The sequence below is a fragment of the Corallococcus aberystwythensis genome (assembly GCF_003612165.1).
Classification (GTDB): domain Bacteria; phylum Myxococcota; class Myxococcia; order Myxococcales; family Myxococcaceae; genus Corallococcus; species Corallococcus aberystwythensis.
The window spans coordinates 1-17,502 of sequence record NZ_RAWK01000044.1; the positions used below are offsets into that span (position 1 = coordinate 1).

Consider the following 17,502-nt stretch of genomic DNA (forward strand, 5'->3'; position numbering starts at 1 on the left):
GGGCTGGGGGCCGACGGGCTGGGCGTCCTCCTCATGTCCGCGAGCCTGGTGCAGGAGCTGGCCGCGCTGGAGGCACTGCCGCCCGGCCTGCGGCTGGCGCGCACGATGGAGTTGCTGGGAGGCGCGCTGCGGGACGCGGGCATCCAGGTGGGCAGCTCGCTCGTGATGCAGGGGCTGCGGATGCGGGGGCAGGCGGAGGCCGCGCACGCGAGTAGCACCGGCCTGGGAGGCATCAAGGGGCTGGGGACGTATGAGACGGGAGGACAGCTCACCGGGAAGAAGGCGGACCGGGTGGTCACCGAGACGGCCATCCCCCAGGAGAGGGCGGAGGTCCCCGGGCCTTCACGCGGAGATTCAAATCCACGCGAAGCTCACCCACTCGGACGACCTGCGCTTCAGCATCGGGCACGAGCTGGCGGAGATCGCGGACATCGTCCAACGCCACCCGGACGCCACGCAGGAGGAGATCAACGCGCAGATGCGCGCGGGGGTGTTCCAGGAGGGGGCAGGGAGCGCGGAGGCCACGTCGCACGACCGGGCTGCGGCGAAGGAGATGGGAGCGCTCTACCGGGAACTGCAGCGGCTGCAGCAGGAGCAGGCGCGAAATGGCAGCTCGGAAGGGGCGGTGGCCATGGCCCGCCGGCGGGCGCAGGTGGACCAGGTGCTGAGCAATATGGGGCTCGACGAACCGGCGCACCTGGAGCGCAAGCTGGGCCTGCTGACGGAGGCAGGGGCCCCACCGGAGTTGGTGAAGGAGGTCCAGACGCGGCACGACCGGGCCCGGGAGCTCGCGGAGGAAGCCCTGGCGGGCACGGGGAGCGCGAGAGACGACGCGCTGAGAGCGCTGACGGGAGCAAGCGGCGCCGAGTTCGAGCGCATCAAGGCCCTGGCGGTGAAGTCACCTCGGGACGTGATGGACATCCTGCGCGTCTACTACGTGAAGCACTTCCGCAAGCCGAGCAACCAGATTGCAGAGCGGCTGGCGGGGGCGAAGGAACTGCCAAACGTGGCGGAGTACGTGGAGACACGGCTGAAGGGCGCGCAGGAGACGCAGGCGCGGGGCTATCCGTATGGCTTCAAGGACAAGGCGTCGTTTGACGTGTTCAAGTCCAAGCTCCTGGCGTTGCTCAAGGAGTACGGCATGCCCACGGACGACGTGGTGGTCCAGGGCGGCGCGGTGACGAAGTCACCCGCGAAGGACATCGACATCGCGGTGCGCGTGGATGCCGTCACGTATGAGGCGATTCGTTTGCGTCTGCGGGTGAGATTGGCAGATGGGAAGGAATTGATTTTCGATAGAGAGACCAAGGCGCATATCAACAGTGAATGGTGGAGAGAGCGCTTGCTTGATGTCGTCTGGGGCGGAATGTCTAGGAAAATGGAGGCGTCATTTTCGCAGGCCGCCCGTGGGATCGCAGGAGAAGGCATCTCGATCGATGTGTCGCTCGTTAGCAGTGCTGACGCTTTTGACTTGGGACCATTCATTCGCTTTTGATTTGAGGTGAGGCGTGGGAGCGATGTTGCAGAGGTTTTTCTTGATGTGGCCATATACGGATGCTCATGAATTGGCGCCCGAGGAGCTTCCTGCTTTTGAGCGCAAAGGTTATAAGTCTGTTTGGTATTGCGATGGCCGGCTTGAACGTGCCGAACTGGTTGGAAATGGCGAGGTGCTGAAAGTGGACTACCATGATCGCACTCAGCTTGGTCCTGCACTGCTAGAACAGCACCACGCACGATATGGGCAGGTTCCATTTTGGCTGATCGGACCGAAAGCGCTGGTGGACGGACTTTTGATGCAGGAAAGCCAACGCTATGATGAGGCCGGCTTGCTTCGAGAATTCGTTCAGGAGTGGTCGAGCCCGGATGGCAATCGTGAACTCAAAACCCTCTGGTTCAGCCCGAAGCGTGAATTCAATCGGTCCTGGGAGATTGAGTATGACGAAGGGAGACGGGCAGTCCGCAGGATTGAGAGGGATTTTGACGGCGCCATTATCCATGTGACGGAATTAGATGAGTATGATTGAGTCGGGTGTAGACGCGGTTTCGACGAGGGGGCACCGTGGACGCCGTGATGGACAATGAATGGAAGGACCTGGAGGCGCGCGTCGCGGAACTGGATGCGCTCGCCGCTCAGGCGAAGACGGCCGATGAGCATGCCACCGTGTCCGCGCGGCGCCGTTTCCTCCTGATTGCATTGGACTCGGAAGGGCTGCTGGACGCGGCGCAGGCCCCTGAAGTCCGTGAGCGATTGGAGCGGCTCGGGCTTCCGGTGCTTCAGGGCTACCACGCCTCCGCCATGGAGTTGCTGCGCTACTACGGCAGCATCCAGCGACGGCGCTACATCCCCGGCGCCTCCTCTCGCCCCATCCTGGGCGGCCCCGTGTCCCTGGACTGGTTCCGGCGCCCGGATCACACCCCGGGGACCTACAACCCCTTCGCCTGGCTGGGCTGCTGCGAGAACATCTTCGTCGACACGCGCCACCCCGAGGCTGACGGCTTCGGCGAGATCTTCATGCGCGTCGATGGCGCGATGGCCCACCTCGCCTGGCGCCGGGACGACGGCGTCACCGCCAACCTCATTTTCGGCCGCCACTTCCGCTAGGCACCTCGTCAGGCGTCTGGGTGGCGGTGCACCCATGGGTTCGGAGGGAAATCGTCCTTGGGGAGGATGGGGCGTGGCGTGATGTGTGGGCTATGACACCGCCATGTCCAAGACCCTGCTTCTGCCTTTGTTCGCGGTGCTCGCGTTGGTTGGCTGTACCCACCAGGTGCGGCCGAGCCCCGCGCCCATGTCCAACGCTGGGACGCCGCTGGCGCTGCGTGCGCGCTACTTCATCTCACCCGAGCAGAAGGAACGCATCGACTCGGACAACTACTTCGTCCTGGGGGCCGCGCACACCTGGAACATCTCCATTGGCGAAGCGCTCACGCGCAGCTTCCCGCAGATGATGGGCACCGTCTTCCAGTCCGTCCAGGAGGCTTCCAGCCCCGACGACCTGGGTGACGCGGACGTGCTCATCGTCCCGGAGATCCAGTTCTTCGATGTCAACGGCGGTGGCTTCGTGTCGAAGCTGAAGCTGACGGTGCGCTCCCGGGGGAGCCAGGACGCCGTCCAGGTGAGTGACCTGTTCGAGGGCGAGTCCCAGAAGAGCAAGGCGGCCTCGGCGTGGATGGGCGGGGCGTTCGCGGGAGAGGAGGCCCTGCGCCAGGCCACCGAGTTCGCCTTCGAGGACGTGATGCCCAAGGTCGCCACCCGCCTGCGGGAGGTCTTCGCCAAGACGCAGGCGAAGGCGTCCGCGGGCGTGCTCTGACGGCCGTCGCAGGGCAGGGCCCCGCCGCTCAGGCGTAATACGTCGGGGCCAGCTCCAGCACGCGCTGTTCAGCCACGGGGGAGAGCGCGCGCAGGCGGGAGAGGAAGAGGGGCGCCTTCATCCCCATTCCAATGAAACCCCAGACGTAGGAACGCTCCTGGGCCTCTGACAGCTGCTGGCGCTCCTCGGGCGTGAACGTGCGCCCCGCTGCCTTCTCCAGGGTCTGGAGGTCCAGCGCGAGCTGGGCGTTCAGGGTCCCCCGCAGCGCCTGGAGGAGCTCCGCGTATTCGTTCAGGGCCGCGTCCAGGGCATCGGGCGCCCCGGCGAGGATCTTCTGGGCCTCCAGGAAGTCCAGCCGCGTGTGCTGCGCCTCTTCCAGCCAGTGGTGCTTGAGCAGGTTGCAGAACAGCGGATCCAACGTCTCGTCCTGGTTCCCGCGCACCGTCTCCAGGTAGTGCTGCTGGGTCATCAGCTCCATGTGCAGGTTGAAGATGAGCACTCCCAGGTTCGACTTCGCCATGATGGCCCGGGCCACCTCGACCTGGTTGTCCAGCAGGGCCGGGGCGACCTTGAACCCCTTCGCGAACGCGTCGGTGAAGCGCGCGAAGAGCTGCTGGTGCTTCAGCTCCTCCTCGGTGAAGCGCAGGAGCGCGCGCATGTGCGTCGCGTTCCCGTGCAGCTCCAGTCCGGCGCGCTGGGAGGCCAGGGCGACGGCGTACTCCTCCAGGAACAGGAACAGGTGGGCATAGCTGTTGGAGCGGATCTGATTCAGCAGCAGCCGCTCCTCCGTGCTCAGGAAGGGAATGGCTTCCGTCCCGGTCAGCGCATCCGACAGGAAGCGGTGGCTGAAATCGAGCACGGTGTCCTTGGGCAACAGCTCATCAATTCGCCAGGACACCCGCTCGGAACTCTGGATACAGGACTGGTACTCCGGGGTTTGATTGAGCATTCCCCCATCAGACAGTTGCTCTTTGTTTCCAGTCAATCCGTGGAGCCGTCAAGGATAACTCAAGGACTCCCTGGGTTGGCGCTCGCGCCACAGGTCGAGCAGTCCGCGGCGCAGCTGTCGTAGGTCTTGCCCGTGCCACACGACTCGGTGAGTTGGCAGACGCCGTCCCCGCAGGTGTAGATGTCCTGGGAGCGCAGCTGGGTGGTGAGGGGCTGGTAGGAGACGCCGTTGATGACACAGCGCTCCCAGAAGGTGTGCGTCGCATCGCGGGTGCAGATGCTCGAGCACGAGCCCACGTGCTGGAGCGGGGCACAGCCCGTGTTCTCACCGGAGTTCTTCGCGGAGAGCGCGCAGCCCCGGGGGGTGCTCTCCGCCTTCTTGAGGGTGCGGTCACTGCCGACGAAGACGCCCTCGCCGGTGAACAGGTTGCCGAAGAAGCAGGCCTCCTTCTCCGGGTAGTCCGCGGCCTCGCCGGACGCCATGGGAATGGCGGCGCCCGTGGAGTCGCGGCCCCGGACCGAGATGGGAACCGAGACGCCGTACTTGTTCACATGCGCGGCGAGGCAGGCGGAGATCCGCTGCTGTTCAGCCACCGTGGCGGCGGCGCCCTGGGCCCAGGCCGTGGCCAGACCCAGGCGGCCCGGCCAGGAATAGGTGACGCCCGTGGTGGGATGGGTCCAGACGCGTGTCTGGCCAGCGGGCAGGGCGCAGGCAACGACATACCGCATCACCATGTCGGAGTACTCGACGGATGCGTTGCCGTTGAACCAGGCCGTGAATGAGCTGGCCGCCAGTCCGTTGGTGGAGAGCCCGTTGGTGGAAAGGCCATTCGTGGACAGGCCGTTCGTGGACAAGCCATTGGTGGAGAGCCCGTTCGTGGACAGGCCGTTGGTCGCGATGACCTCCTGGGCGAGCGCGCCCTGCTCCAGTGGCGCCCACGCATCCTCTTCGCTTCCGGCGCAGCCTCCCGCGCCCAGAAACAACCCCAGGCATACACATGCCACGGCACGGCCCATGCTCGACGTCTGTGTCTTCATGTGAATCCCCCCACAGGGCATTGCGACGACTGCGAAGCCTAACGAGCGCGGCTCCCGCAATCCTCTACCCTGACGTGAGGGGTTGAACCGACCTGGACAGGTCTACCCGGCCAGGAATGCAAAACCCGTGAACCACTCAACAGTGGTGCGAATGGGGCTGGGCCGCCACCGCGGCGGGAGCGTGACGCGAGTTTCGAAGGACGCACGCTCCCGCGGGTTGGGACCCCCTCATGGGGGAGAGGGGCTACTCGAGCAGCTCACCGCGCTCCGCCTTCGCGACGAGCGACGCGGGCGGCAGGAAGTGCTTCCCGTAGCGCTCCGCGAGCTGGCGCGCGCGGACGACGAAGCCGCGCGGCCCCGTGCCGGACGGTCCCTCGTAGCCGTTGATGTACTGCACGACGCCGCCGGTCCACGGCGGGAAGCCGATGCCCAGGATGGAGCCCACGTTCGCGTCCGCCACCGAGCGCAGCACGCCCTCGTCGAAGCAGCGCACCGTGTCGAGGGCCTCCGCGAAGAGCATCCGCTCCTTCATGTCCTCGAAGGGGATGGTGTACCCGGGCTTCGTGTAGTGCTGCGTCAGCCCCGGCCAGAGCTGGGTCCGCTTGCCGTCCGCGTAGTCGTAGAACCCGCCGCCCGTGGAGCGGCCCTTGCGCCCGTGCTGGTCCACCAGCGCGTCCACCACCGCGTAGCTGCTGTGCTCCTCCCAGGGCTGGCCCGCCGCCACCACGGCCGCCTTCGTCTCCTGGCGGATCTTCCGGGGCAGCGTCAGCGTCAGTTCGTCCACCAGCTGGAGCGGGGCGGCGGGGTAGCCCGCCTGGAGTCCCGCCTGCTCGATGGACGCGGGCGCGATGCCCTCGCCCACCATGGCGATGGCCTCGTTGAGGAAGGTGCCAATCACGCGGCTGGTGAAGAAGCCCCGGCTGTCGTTGACGACGATGGGCGTCTTGCCAATCTGCACCGCGATGTCGATGGCCTTCGCCAGCGTCGCGTCACTCGTCTGCTTGCCGGCGATGAGCTCCAGCAGCGGCATCTTGTCCACGGGGGAGAAGAAGTGCATGCCGACGAAGTCCGGCGGCCGGGACACGCCCTCCGCCAGCAGGGTGATGGGCAGGGTGGAGGTGTTGGACCCCAGCACCGCGTCCGGGGCCACCACGCCTTGAATCTCCTGGAAGACCTTGTGCTTGAGCTTCACGTCCTCGAAGACGGCCTCGATGACCAGGTCGCAGCCCGCGAGCGCGGCCGGGTCCTCCGCCGGGGTGATGCGCGCCAGGAGCGCGTCGCCCTTCTCCTTCGTGGTGGAGCCCTTCTGGACGGCCTTCTCCACCAGCTTGACGGAGTAGCCCTTGCCCTTCTCCGCCGACGCGAGGCTCACGTCCTTGAGCACCACGTCGATGCCGGCCTTGGCGCACACGTACGCGATGCCCGCGCCCATCATTCCGGCGCCCAGCACGCCCACCTTCTTGGCGGTGTGCTGCGGGAAGCCCTTGGGACGGCCGCCGCCGGAGTTGATGTGCTGCATGTCGAAGAAGAACGCTTGAATCATGTTCTTCGCGACCTGGCCGACGACGAGCTCCGTGAAGTAGCGCGACTCGATGGTGAACGCGGTGTCCACGTCCACCTGCGTGCTCTCCACCGCCACGGCCATGATGGCGCGCGGCGCGGGCATGTTCGCGCCCTTGAGCTGCTTGCGCAGGTTGGCGGGGAACGCGGGCAGGTTCGCCGCGAGCCCCGGGTGGGACGGCGTGCCGCCGGGGATCTTGTAGCCCTTCTGGTCCCACGGCTGCTGCGCGCTGGGATTCGCCTTCACCCACGCCTTCGCCGCGGGCAGGAGCGCGTCCACGGACGCCACCACCTCATGCACCAGCCCCAGCTCCTTCGCCTCGTGCGGGCGGTAGCGCTGGCCCTGGAGCAGCACCTTCATCAGGGCATCCGTGATGCCCAGCATGCGCACGGTGCGCACCACGCCGCCGCCACCGGGCAGCAGGCCCAGCGTCACTTCCGGCAGGCCCACCTGCGCGCCCTTCACGTCCGCGATGATGCGGCGGTGGCACGCGAGGGCGATCTCCAGCCCGCCGCCCATCGCCGCGCCGTTGATGGCCGCCACCACGGGCTTGCCCAGCGTCTCCAGCGTGCGCAGCTGCGCCTTGATCTCCTGGCCCAGGTCGAAGACCTGCTTCGCATCCTCCTTCTTCACGTTGCGCAGGTCGTTCAAGTCGCCGCCCGCGAAGAAGGACTTCTTCGCGGAGGTGATGATGACGCCGGTGACGGTGTCCTTCTCCTTCACCAGCCGGTCCACCGCCGCGCGCATGGACTTCACGTAGGCGGCGTTCATGGTGTTGGCGGACTGGGAGGGGTCGTCCATCGTCAAGACGACGATGCCGTCTGAGTCCTGTTCCCAGCGCAGGGTGTTCTGTTCGCTCATGGGTTCGCTCGGATGTCTTTGAAAGGGGAGGGGTTCAGACGCGCTCGACGAGGGTGGCCACGCCCATGCCGCCGCCGACGCACAGGGTGACGACCGCGCGGCGCGCCTTGCGGCGCTCCAGTTCGTCCACCACGGTGCCCAGGATCATCGCGCCGGTGGCGCCCAGCGGGTGGCCCATGGCGATGGCGCCGCCGTTGACGTTGAGCTTCTCGTCCGGGATGTCCAGGTCCTTCTGGTACTTGAGCACCACGGAGGCGAAGGCCTCGTTGAGCTCGAAGAGGTCGATGTCCTTCGCCGTCAGGCCGGCGATGTCCAGCAGCTTGCGGGTGGCCGGCAGCGGCCCCGTCAGCATGATGGTGGGCTCCGCGCCGGACGTGGCCACCGCGGCGATGCGCGCGCGCGGCGTGAGGCCCAGCGCCTTGCCCACCTGCTCCGAGCCCACCAGCACCAGCGCCGCGCCGTCCACGATGCCGGAGGAGTTGCCCGGCGTGTGCACGTGATGGATGCGCTCCACCGCGTGGTACTTCTGGAGCGCCACCGCGTCGAAGCCGCCCATCTCCCCCATGGCCGTGAAGGACGCGTTCAGCTGGCCCAGCGAGGCCACGGTGGAGTCCGGGCGCATGTGTTCATCGCGGTCCAGGATGACGAGCCCGTTCTGGTCCACGACGGGGACGACGGACTTCTGGAAGTAGCCGTTGGCCCACGCGTGGGCCGCGCGCTCCTGGGAGCGCACGGCGTAGCGGTCCACGTCCTCGCGGGTGAAGCCCTCCATGGTGGCGATGAGGTCCGCGGAGATGCCCTGCGGCACGAAGTAGGTGTCGTAGTTGGTGGCGGGGTCCATGGCCCACGCGCCGCCGTCCGAGCCCATGGGGACGCGGGACATGCTCTCCACGCCGCCCGCGAGGACCAGGTGCTCCCAGCCGGAGCGCACCTGCTGCGCGGCCAGGTTCACCGCCGTCAGCCCGGAGGCGCAGAAGCGGTTGAGCTGCACGCCGCCGGTCGTGTCTGGCAGGCCCGCGGCCAGCACCACCGTGCGGGCGATGTCCGCGCCCTGGTCCCCCACGGGGGACACGACGCCCAGCACCAGGTCGTCGATGCGCTTCGGGTCCAGGTTCGGGTGGCGCTGCTTGAGCGCGTCCACCAGGCCGACGAGCAGCGACACCGGCTTGGTGCCGTGCAGGGCGCCCTTCTTGCCCTTGCCGCGAGGGGTACGGACGGCGTCGAAGATGAATGCTTCCTGGCTCACGGGGAGCCTCCTTGTGAGAAGGGGAGGACGCTACAGGGACCGGGGGACTCGCGTGTCCGCGAACAGATGGGGGATGGGTGTATTTCCTCCATCGCCTTCACTCACCGCGCGGGTGGTGATGGAAATGACACGGGCCGCGAGGGGAATTCCCCGCGGCCCGTGCTTGCTTCAAGTGTGGCTTCGCGTCACTGCGGGATGCTGAGCCGCAGCCGGAGCAGCGTCGCCTCCGTCCAGGCGCTCGCCTCCGGGCCGCCGGAGGTGGCCTGGGCGTCCAGGGAGGCGTCCACGGCGGCCTTCAGCCGGTCCGCGCGCGACGTCACCGCCGGAGCCAGGTCCGTCAGGATGTTGGAGGCGGGCGGGGCGGCGGCCAGGCTGAACAACGAGTACATGTCCTGCACGTCGTTCATCACCGGCGCCACCTCCACGTTCAGCAGGGTGTCGTAGCCGGACAGCACGGAGTCGTCGCCGTACAGCAGGCCGCGCAGGTGCTCGTCGTGCTCCACCGACAGCGGCAGCGCCAGCGCCACGTAGGTCTGCCACGCCAGCCACGTGCCCGTCAGCTGCTTCGCCTGGACCTGGAGCGGGTCACCGCCCTGCGCCATCCGCGTGGAGATGGAGCCGTAGAGCTGCTTCTGCTGGCTCTTCAGCTCCTGCACCATCCGGGCGCGCACGCTGGTGCGCAGCGCGTCCGCCATCGCGTAGGTCGTGGGCGCGATGTTGCCCTGCACGTAGCCCCAGCGCTTCGCCATCCACTCCTGCGGGTTCTGGGTGTTGTTGGGGTTGTACGTGGGCCGGTCCGCGCCGCGCACCAGGACGACGAACTCCTGGCCGCCCGTGAAGATGTGGCCGTAGATCTTCTCCGACTTCACCGTGTTCGTGGCGGCGTCCCGGTACGTGTAGCGGACGTAGACGTTGGACTGCAGCCGGTACTTGCGCTCGTAGAGGCCGCCCAGGCCGGTGAAGACCTCGGAGTACAGCTGCCAGCTGCCCTCGCCGCACAGGTCGATGGAGGCCTGGTCCACGTTCATGTTGTCCGCGATGAGCAGCGGGCGCAGCACGTCGTGGTTCCAGCGCGCCGGGTCCACGTACGGGACGTCCGCCGCGCCATCTCCGTTGTAGTCACCCCACTGGCCGCCCGCGCACGGCACGACGGGCTTGTCCCCCTGCTTGAGGACGTGCGTCGCCGGCTCCTGCTCCGGGGCGCCCCACAGGTCGATGCCGTACATGCCCCGGTTGGGGTCGTTGCGCCACAGCGTCTCCGACTGCTCGAGCAGCAGCTTCAGCGTGGCCCAGTCCGCCGTGTAGCGCGTGTGCAGCGCGGCGAACAGCGGCTTGCCAATTCCCCTCAACGCCGTGTCCAGCTCCGTGCCGGCGTTGATGAGGATTCCGTGCCGTGTGGAGAGCATCGCGGCGCCATGCGCAGGCTGCTCCTCGAAGAGCTGCGCGTATGCCTCCGCGCCCGCCATCCAGTCCTTGGGGCTGGACAGCCGCCCCGTGGCGAGCATGGGCTGGCCCAGTTGGTGGGGGAACTCCCGCAGGTAGTTGATGTTGTGGGAGATGGCCGTGGAGGCCAGCTCATCCGCGGGGCTGATGGCGGCGTTGGCGCCGCGTCCGTCCACGCCCGCGAGGATGGTGGAGACCTTCGCGTCGTGCGCTCCCCAGAGGGAGAAGTCCCCCTCCGCGTCGGCGAACCCGGCGGGGTCCAGGGGCACGGGGTAGCGGCGGTTCCAGCCCAGGTACAGCCACGCGGAGCCCGTGAAGTAGTCGTCCTTCATGTCCTCGAAGTACGCGTACATGTTCTGGTCCACGCGGTTCAGGTCCGCCTGGAGCGCGTACAGCGACTGCTGGACCTCCTCCACGTTCTGGTTCACCTGGCCCAGGTTCCAGTCCACCAGCGCGAAGCGCGACAGCATGTCCGTGTGGATGTCATGGAGCTTGCGATCCACCCGGTCGAAGCGGCTGAGCATCCGTCCCTGCATCTGTTCCACCAGCTGGTGGAGCTTGCGCACCTCCGCGAGGATGACCGCCTCGATGGGCGGCTCCGCCGGCTTGCGCAGGAGGGAGAAGAGCTGGAACACCGCGCTGATGATCTGCCCGCTGAACACCGCGGCGCTGACGATCTGGAAGCCCTTCTCGCCCAGGCTGAGCACGCCCGCGACCTTCTCCGCGATCTTGATGGAGCTCTCCGCGTACTTCGACACCGCCTCCAGCGTGGTGTTGAGCGCCTGGGTGAACTTCACCAGATCGTTGGCGAACTGCACGGACCCCTCGGTCCCATCCAGCCTGAAGAGCTGGGAGATGATGCCCAGACCCGTCGTGACGCCTTCCCGCACGCCGTTGAGCTGGTCCTTCAGCTCCGTGCCGCGCGTCTTCGCCGTCGCGATGGCGGCCTTGAGCGCGGCCTCCTCCGCGGAGGCATCCACGGCGGCAGGCGCCCCTTCGCCTCCCGCCAGTGAGGCCGGCGTGGGCTTCTTCAGCGCGAGGGCGGACCGGTACGCCTGCTCCGCGACGTTCAGGTTGTTGAGCATGTCCGAGTACGCCTGGATGGCGTTGAGCCCCGCGGTGCTCGCGGTCCCCATGAAGGTGCGCGCCTCGTTCGGAGTGGTGATGAGCCGGCCGTTCACGAGACGGGGCAGGACGAAGCCCGCCAGGGGGCCCAGGGGGTTCGCGGTCAGCATCTGCGCGGTGGTGTGCACGGTGTGGACGCCCACGCCGGCGCCAATGCCTCCGCTGTTCACCGCGCCGGCCAGCGCGACGTTGCCCTGCGCCAGGTCGTACAGCTTGCTCCAGGTCTCCTCGGTGAAGGCGGAGGCCTCCGCGTAGCGCTCCACCTGGGAGTAGGTGTTGTCGAGCCCCTGCGGCGTGTCCAATCCGTTCTGCATGCTGGCCAGCAGCGCGCGCGCGTGGGCCCTCAGCGCTTTTCCGGGAACGGTCGTGGCGGGCAGGGTGGGCTCGGCCTTCACGAGCATGCGCAGCATCACGCGCATCATCGGGCCTGCGCCGTCCTTCGCGGGGTCGAACGCGTAGGTGCCCAGCGCGGTGGAGAGCGTGTTGAGGTGCGCGGTCAGCTCTGCCTGCGTGAGGGCCGGGTTGTCGCGGGCGAGGGTGTACGCCGCGCCGGCCAGCAGGTTCAGCTTGGGCTGCTGCCGGGACATGGCGATGGCCGCGTACACGCGCCGGTTCAGCTCCTGCGCGGACAGCGAGAAGGTGTGGCTGCACTCCGAGCAGGTGATGGGCGCGTCATAGACGGGAGCGCCCTGGCTGCCGGACGCCGCCCACTGCGCGGCCGCCTGCGCCTGCACCTGCGCCAGCGTGGAGCCGCCGGGGGCCTGACCGTCAACGAAGCCCGCGCCGCAGTCCGCGTCCGGTGCCAGCCCGTGGGCCGCGTCGCGGCAGGTGTTGTAGAGCTTCGGTCCGCTGCCGGCGCCGCACGGGCCCGTCATCGTTCCGCACTGCGTGGCGTCCGTCACCCAGGCGCCGTTCACCTGGCACGTCTTCGGGTTCTGGCAGGCCACCGTGCACGCGGCCTCCGTGGTGCCGCACTGGGGGCCGGTGCGCATCGCGAACTGGCCGGTGGGGTAGTTCGAATAGGTGATGTAGCAGTAGTCCCGGCCCACGCCCGCGCCGCCGGTGCTCCCGCGCTTGAGGGTGCCGCCGACGAGTGACTCCTCGCCTCCCGGCTGGGCTCCAATGAACCACGTCCAGGTGACACCCACGCGATCCGAGGACACCGGCACGTTGGCGATCAGGTAGTTCTGGGCCTGGGGCTCGCACGAGAAGTCGAAGCGGGCGTCCAGCGGGAACACCACCTGCTTCGTGATGCGCTCCTGCCCGAAGTCCGCGTGCCGGCACGTGCCGTAGGAGGTGCACGTCTTGGGCGTGGTGTCCTCGCCGCACGCCGCGGAGGACTGCTGCGTGTAGCACTCCAGGCTGTAGGTGAACTGGCCGGTACAGGCCCACTCGCCCGTGGCGATGTCCGCGGGCGAGCACGTCAGGCCCTCCTTCGCGGTCTGGAGGCTGGCGGTGGGCTCGGGCGCGTCGACGGCATCACCACAGCCCCAGAGGCCCAGCGCGGCCACGATGCCCGCGAGCCAGCGTCGGCTGGTGGTCCCGCGCGGGCGCACCTCTCCCGTCAACGGCGTTTCCTGAATCACTTGCATGAAGGAACTCCCCCTCGTTGGGCCACCGTGGAGGGTTGCGGGTGGCCGTTCCGATTCGATACGGAGCGGCCCCGGATTCCTGGTCGTGGCGGTGGTCCCGGATGCTACGCGCGGGCCGGGTGGGGTAGACCCCGGTACATGACGAAGAAGCCCTCACGGACTGCCTTCAGCGACCTGCCCTTCGAAATTCTCACCTGGGCCCAGGTGCGCGACGAGGTGCAGGCCCCCGGCAGCCGCAATGACGACGAGGACCGCGTGCTCGTCCTCACCGGAAACGTCGTCATGCCGCACGACCTGGGGCTCGACTTCCGCCAGGGCATCTTCGCCCAGGATGACGAGGACGCGCCGCCTTTCGTCGGCCTCATCGTGCGCGGCAATCTCACCGTCGAGGGCTGCGTGCTCAACTGGGAGAACGACTTCGGTCCGTTGCTCTATGTGCACGGCAACCTCGTCGCGAAGAGCATCGCCATCGGCGGCACGCGGCTCCATGTCACTGGCGATGTGACGACCGGAGACCTGGTGGCGGTCTACAACCACGGCAGCGTCACCGTGGGCGGCAACCTCAAGGCCCGCACGATTGCCTCGCATTACGACTTCAACGTCGCGGGCTCCGTCGACGCGCACCGCTATCTGGGCCAGGACGCGAAGGTGTTCGCGGTGGCCGGCGGGGTGGAGGACACGGGCAACCTCTACGAAGCGAAGGGCGTTTTCGTCCCGGCGGTGGAGAGGGACGGCCGTGTCTCGCTGGAGAAGGCGCGGGCCCGGCTGGCGGCGGGCAAGCCCATCGCCCGCGACGCGTTCACCAGCGTCCGGGAGGCGTTCCGCCAGTTCGTCGCGAAGAAGCTCGCGGAGCCCGACAAGGTCAAGAGCCTGACGCTGGAGAACAAGGGGCTCACGTCCCTGCCGGAGGAGCTCTTCCTGTTCCGCAAGCTGGAGAAGCTCAACCTCCGCCACAACAACCTCCGCACGCTCCCGGAGGAACTGGGACAGCTCACGGAGCTGCGCGAGCTGAATCTGGAAGGCAATGGCCTGTTGGCGTTGCCGGAGTCCATGGGCGAGCTCAAGAAGCTGCGGGTGCTGAACCTGTCGACCAACTGCCTCTGGCGGCTGCCAGAGTCGCTCGCCGGATGCGTCGAGCTGCGGTGGGTGAACCTGATCAACAACCCCTATGCCTACGTCCGGCGGGCCTTCGGGAGCTGGCAGCAGGTAAAGCTCATGTTCGACTTCCCGGAGGTCCTCACGCGGCTGCCGAAGCTGGAGGTGCTCACTTTTGAGGGAACGCCGCTGCGCACGCTGCCGACACGACGCTTCGACAGCACGGCCCTGGAAAAGGCCACGATCGTCCGGTCACTGGTGACGCACGTGGATCCGGAGCTCCATGCCCAGCTCCAGGTGGACGTGGGGCACGCCGCGGAGAACGCGGCGGCCTATATCGGCTACTGGTTCCGCCCGGACAACGTGCGGCAGGAGTCCTTCTACGACGCGAAGGCGGACCGCTACGACTTCGCGGAGGTGCTCGCGCTGCTGGCGCTGCTCCTGCGCATCAACCTCCCCACGGAGGCGCCCCATGACGCGGCGCTGGAGAAGTTCCGGAATCAGAGCCAGGAGATTGCCCGGCACCTGGACTGGGACGGCGACAAGCCCCGGCACGTCCACGCGCTCTTCGGAGCGCTACGAGACGCACTGGGGCCGCTTGGCGAGCCGTATCCCGGCAATGCGCTCATCGCGGGCCTGCGCGACGTCTTCGCCGCCCGCGCCGGCTGAGCGAACTGGTGACGCCAGTCATCAGGTGATGAACGGCGTCATCGTGCCGGGCGCTGCGTGGCGTGGAGCGCTTGTCCCAAGTGACTGATTTCACGAAGGGCCGACGAGGCCTGCGGGTTGGCATGTGCCGTGCTCTTGGGTCCCGGCATGTCCATCTCCTCCCTGAACCGCGCGTCCTCCTTCCAGCCCTCCTCGAGCATCTCCCAGCTCAAGCCGGCCGCGACTCCGGCCCAGGGCGGGGTGGGCACCCCGGCGCAGCCTCCCCGGAACGACCTGCGGCGGATGCTCATGACGGACTCCTTCGAGCAGGGGCCGAGCCGGCCAGGCGGCGCCTCCGGGGACTTCACGAAGCAGCTTTCGGAGATGGTGGCGCAGCTCACGCAGCTGGTGCAGGAGCTGGGCGTGCCGTCGCTGGGCGACCTGGGTCAGGACGCGCAGGGTGCCGAGGCTCCGCCGGTCCAGGGCGCGGCTTCCACCGCCAGCGCGGCCGCTCCGGCGCACCCCACGTACAACAGTGACGCGGGCCCCGGCTTTGGCCCGCCGTCCGCCGGCTCCACGGAGCCCGCTCCCGCGAACGCGCCGTGGCTGGCCAAGAACAACGTCGGGTCGCCCTACAACAGCAACATGCAGCTCATCGACGAAGGCCAGAAGGGCCAGTTCAAGTACACGAACACCTTCACCAACAAGACGAACGAGCCGCAGACCCTCACGCTCTGGAACAAGACGGGCGAGAACGGCAACCCGAACGACGGGCAGAACTTCGACAAGAGCACGCCCAAGACGTTCACGCTCCAGCCCGGCCAGTCGCAGGTGGTCGCGTTCGACAGCAACACCAGCGTGGCGTGGGCCGCGTCCAAGGACGGCTCGGCGAAGCCCGGCGCGAACTCCGGTCAGACCTGGGGCGAGGCGACGTTCGCGAACTCCGGCACGGGCTGGAGCGGCTTCGACACCAGCCAGATTTCCCCCGCCGGCCACAACGGCAAGATGTCCATCACCAACGAGGCGACCGGCAAGACCGTGACGGAGGCCAACGCCTGGCAGACGGAGAAGGACGACCCCGCGCTCCACGACGTCGGCGTCCCCGCCGGTCCGCTGAACCTCAAGACGGAGATTGGCTGACGGCTATCCGGCCTGCGGTGAATCCAGGCCGAGCGCCGCCTTGCACGTCTTCACGTACAGGTCCCGGAAGAGGTTGTCCGGGTCCGTGCGCTGCTTCACCGCCTGGTACGAGTCCTTGTTCCAGATGCTCCAGAACGTCTCCTCGTCGTAGTAGTTGTAGGAGATGAGCGTCTTGGTGCCGTTGATGCGCTGGAGCTCGTCCTCCATCTCCTTGTAGATGTTGCGGCCCGGCGGCTGCGGCATGCCGTACACGGCGAGGTCCAGGAACAGCGGGTCCTTCATGCCGGACCACCACTGGGGCGTCAGCCATTCATAGTCGCGCGTCCGCCGGAAGGGCACGCACCAGACGGGGTAGTGCTTCATCTCGCGGTGGTACCAGTCCATGAACTCCGCGGTGCGGGAGAAGGGCACGAACACGTCCACGATGACCGGCGGGTCCTTCTTCGGCAGCAGCTGGGTGAAGCGATTGGCGGTCCGCAGCACGCTGTCGGAGTGGATGAGCTTCCCGAAGAGCGCCCGCGCGAGGAGGTTCTTCGGTTTGACGTGCGTGACGCCCCGGTTGTAGCGGAAAAGGTAGTCGTACGTCGGGAGGTAGTCCTCGCTCCGGCGCGGGATGCTCTCGCAGTACGCGGTGAGCCAGTCGTAGCGGTGCACGTACGGCGCCTTGTCCACGAAGTGGCCCACGCACAGCACGTGCTTCGTGGGGGAGAAGATCTGCCCGTCCAGGTAGTCCGCGCCCTCGTTCTGGAAGTGGTGCTGGATGCCCTTCTGGAAGGACTCCAGGGACGTGTGCGTCTCATTCGTCACGCGCACGTACGGCATGCAGCGCACGAGCTTGAAGCGGAGCCTGGACAGGATGCCCAGCGTCCCGAACGAGCCGTGCATCATCTGGAAGAGGAGCGGATCCTCGTGCGGCGAACAGCGCAGCACGTCGCCCTTGGCGGTGATGACCTCGTACTCCAGACAGGTGTCGTGGAAGCCGCCCTGGCGGAAGGACATGGACTCGATGGAGCACCCCGCGATGGCGCCCCCGAGCGTGATGGTCTTGTGCTCCGGGACGATGTACGGAATGAGCCCGAGCGGCAGCGTCGCGCGGACCACTTCATCGAAGGTGACGGCGGGCTCCGCCGTGCAGGTCATCCCCACGGGGTCGATGTCGAGGATCTGATCCAGGTCGCTGAGGTCCACCTTCTCATCGCGGCGCCGCGAGTCGAACCGCTTGGGGACGCTGTGGGGAGGCGACTTCTTCTTGAAGGACGCGGGGCCCTTTCCCTTCCGCTGCTTCAACTGCCGGGCGATGGCCTCCACCTTCGCTTCGTGAAGGGACTGCGCCCGGGAAGACGTGCCCATCCCGGGACCCCCTGTGACCGACTCCGTGAGCATCCAGTTCCTCCGTTGGTGGAAGGGTGGGGATGCCGCAGTGCATGGTGAGCCCTCGCCGGTCGGCACGGGGCCCTCTCGGACGCCTGCCCCACGGGCGGGCTCAGCCTGCCT

General features: G+C 67.6%; 13 protein-coding genes. 6 read left to right on the forward strand and 7 right to left on the reverse strand.

The window, feature by feature from the left end:
* Positions 1-207 (reverse strand): hypothetical protein (locus tag D7W81_RS42955; protein ID WP_208721231.1); only part of this gene is annotated, 207 nt, incomplete at its 3' end.
* A 43-nt stretch (positions 208-250) separates the two neighbouring features.
* Here D7W81_RS42955 and D7W81_RS09515 point away from each other — a divergent pair.
* From D7W81_RS09515 to D7W81_RS09525, 4 genes are all read left to right on the forward strand, one after another.
* Positions 251-1,495 carry a hypothetical protein gene (locus D7W81_RS09515; protein WP_120555022.1) on the forward strand — a complete coding sequence of 415 codons (1,245 nt, stop codon included), beginning with the start codon at positions 251-253 and terminating at the stop codon, positions 1,493-1,495.
* 13 nt (positions 1,496-1,508) lie between these two features.
* Positions 1,509-2,024, forward strand: coding sequence for a hypothetical protein (locus tag D7W81_RS41895; protein ID WP_147445406.1), 516 nt, complete (start codon positions 1,509-1,511; stop codon positions 2,022-2,024).
* 47 nt (positions 2,025-2,071) lie between these two features.
* Positions 2,072-2,602, forward strand: a complete 531-nt coding sequence (locus D7W81_RS09520) for a hypothetical protein (protein ID WP_147445407.1) — start codon at positions 2,072-2,074, stop codon at positions 2,600-2,602.
* A gap of 103 nt (positions 2,603-2,705) precedes the next feature.
* A complete protein-coding gene (locus D7W81_RS09525) occupies positions 2,706-3,311 on the forward strand; it encodes a hypothetical protein (RefSeq protein ID WP_147445408.1) in 606 nt (201 codons plus the stop codon).
* A 28-nt stretch (positions 3,312-3,339) separates the two neighbouring features.
* Here D7W81_RS09525 and D7W81_RS09530 read toward each other — a convergent pair whose 3' ends face one another.
* The 5 genes from D7W81_RS09530 to D7W81_RS09550 all read right to left on the reverse strand — a co-directional run bounded on the left by D7W81_RS09530 (position 3,340) and on the right by D7W81_RS09550 (position 13,125).
* On the reverse strand, positions 3,340-4,260 hold the full coding sequence (locus D7W81_RS09530; protein ID WP_120555025.1) for a diiron oxygenase: 921 nt from the start codon (positions 4,258-4,260) through the stop codon (positions 3,340-3,342).
* A gap of 59 nt (positions 4,261-4,319) precedes the next feature.
* Positions 4,320-5,297 (reverse strand): hypothetical protein, encoded by a 978-nt coding sequence (locus D7W81_RS09535; RefSeq protein ID WP_244227094.1) that lies wholly within the window; start codon positions 5,295-5,297, stop codon positions 4,320-4,322.
* Positions 5,298-5,541: 244 nt separating this feature from the next.
* Entirely contained in the window at positions 5,542-7,719 is a 2,178-nt protein-coding gene (locus tag D7W81_RS09540) for a 3-hydroxyacyl-CoA dehydrogenase NAD-binding domain-containing protein (protein ID WP_120555027.1), read from the reverse strand.
* 34 nt (positions 7,720-7,753) lie between these two features.
* Positions 7,754-8,965 carry an acetyl-CoA C-acetyltransferase gene (locus tag D7W81_RS09545; RefSeq protein ID WP_120555028.1) on the reverse strand — a complete coding sequence of 404 codons (1,212 nt, stop codon included), beginning with the start codon at positions 8,963-8,965 and terminating at the stop codon, positions 7,754-7,756.
* Positions 8,966-9,150: 185 nt separating this feature from the next.
* Entirely contained in the window at positions 9,151-13,125 is a 3,975-nt protein-coding gene (locus D7W81_RS09550) for a hypothetical protein (protein WP_244227095.1), read from the reverse strand.
* Positions 13,126-13,263: 138 nt separating this feature from the next.
* Here D7W81_RS09550 and D7W81_RS09555 point away from each other — a divergent pair, with 138 nt between their 5' ends.
* Positions 13,264-14,889, forward strand: coding sequence for a leucine-rich repeat domain-containing protein (locus D7W81_RS09555; protein ID WP_120555030.1), 1,626 nt, complete (start codon positions 13,264-13,266; stop codon positions 14,887-14,889).
* 147 nt (positions 14,890-15,036) lie between these two features.
* The gene (locus tag D7W81_RS09560; protein WP_120555045.1) at positions 15,037-16,008 is read left to right on the forward strand and encodes a hypothetical protein; all 972 of its coding nucleotides are present in this window, start codon (positions 15,037-15,039) and stop codon (positions 16,006-16,008) included.
* Between the two features lie 3 nt (positions 16,009-16,011).
* Here the strand turns inward: D7W81_RS09560 and D7W81_RS09565 are convergent, their stop codons facing one another.
* Positions 16,012-17,358: an FAD-binding oxidoreductase gene (locus D7W81_RS09565; RefSeq protein ID WP_244227096.1), complete on the reverse strand. Its 1,347-nt coding sequence runs from the start codon at positions 17,356-17,358 to the stop codon at positions 16,012-16,014.
* Positions 17,359-17,502: the final 144 nt, after the last annotated feature.

Excerpts from the sequence above, each read along its gene's own strand:
- D7W81_RS09515 (WP_120555022.1), top strand. The coding sequence starts at position 251 with ATGAGACGGGAGGACAGCTCACCGGGAAGAAGGCGGACCGGGTGGTCA.
- D7W81_RS09520 (WP_147445407.1), top strand. The coding sequence starts at position 2,072 with ATGGACAATGAATGGAAGGACCTGGAGGCGCGCGTCGCGGAACTGGAT.
- D7W81_RS09525 (WP_147445408.1), top strand. The coding sequence starts at position 2,706 with ATGTCCAAGACCCTGCTTCTGCCTTTGTTCGCGGTGCTCGCGTTGGTT.
- D7W81_RS09530 (WP_120555025.1), bottom strand. The coding sequence starts at position 4,260 with ATGCTCAATCAAACCCCGGAGTACCAGTCCTGTATCCAGAGTTCCGAG.
- D7W81_RS09535 (WP_244227094.1), bottom strand. The coding sequence starts at position 5,297 with ATGAAGACACAGACGTCGAGCATGGGCCGTGCCGTGGCATGTGTATGC.
- D7W81_RS09540 (WP_120555027.1), bottom strand. The coding sequence starts at position 7,719 with ATGAGCGAACAGAACACCCTGCGCTGGGAACAGGACTCAGACGGCATC.
- D7W81_RS09550 (WP_244227095.1), bottom strand. The coding sequence starts at position 13,125 with ATGCAAGTGATTCAGGAAACGCCGTTGACGGGAGAGGTGCGCCCGCGC.
- D7W81_RS09555 (WP_120555030.1), top strand. The coding sequence starts at position 13,264 with ATGACGAAGAAGCCCTCACGGACTGCCTTCAGCGACCTGCCCTTCGAA.
- D7W81_RS09560 (WP_120555045.1), top strand. The coding sequence starts at position 15,037 with ATGTCCATCTCCTCCCTGAACCGCGCGTCCTCCTTCCAGCCCTCCTCG.
- D7W81_RS09565 (WP_244227096.1), bottom strand. The coding sequence starts at position 17,358 with ATGGGCACGTCTTCCCGGGCGCAGTCCCTTCACGAAGCGAAGGTGGAG.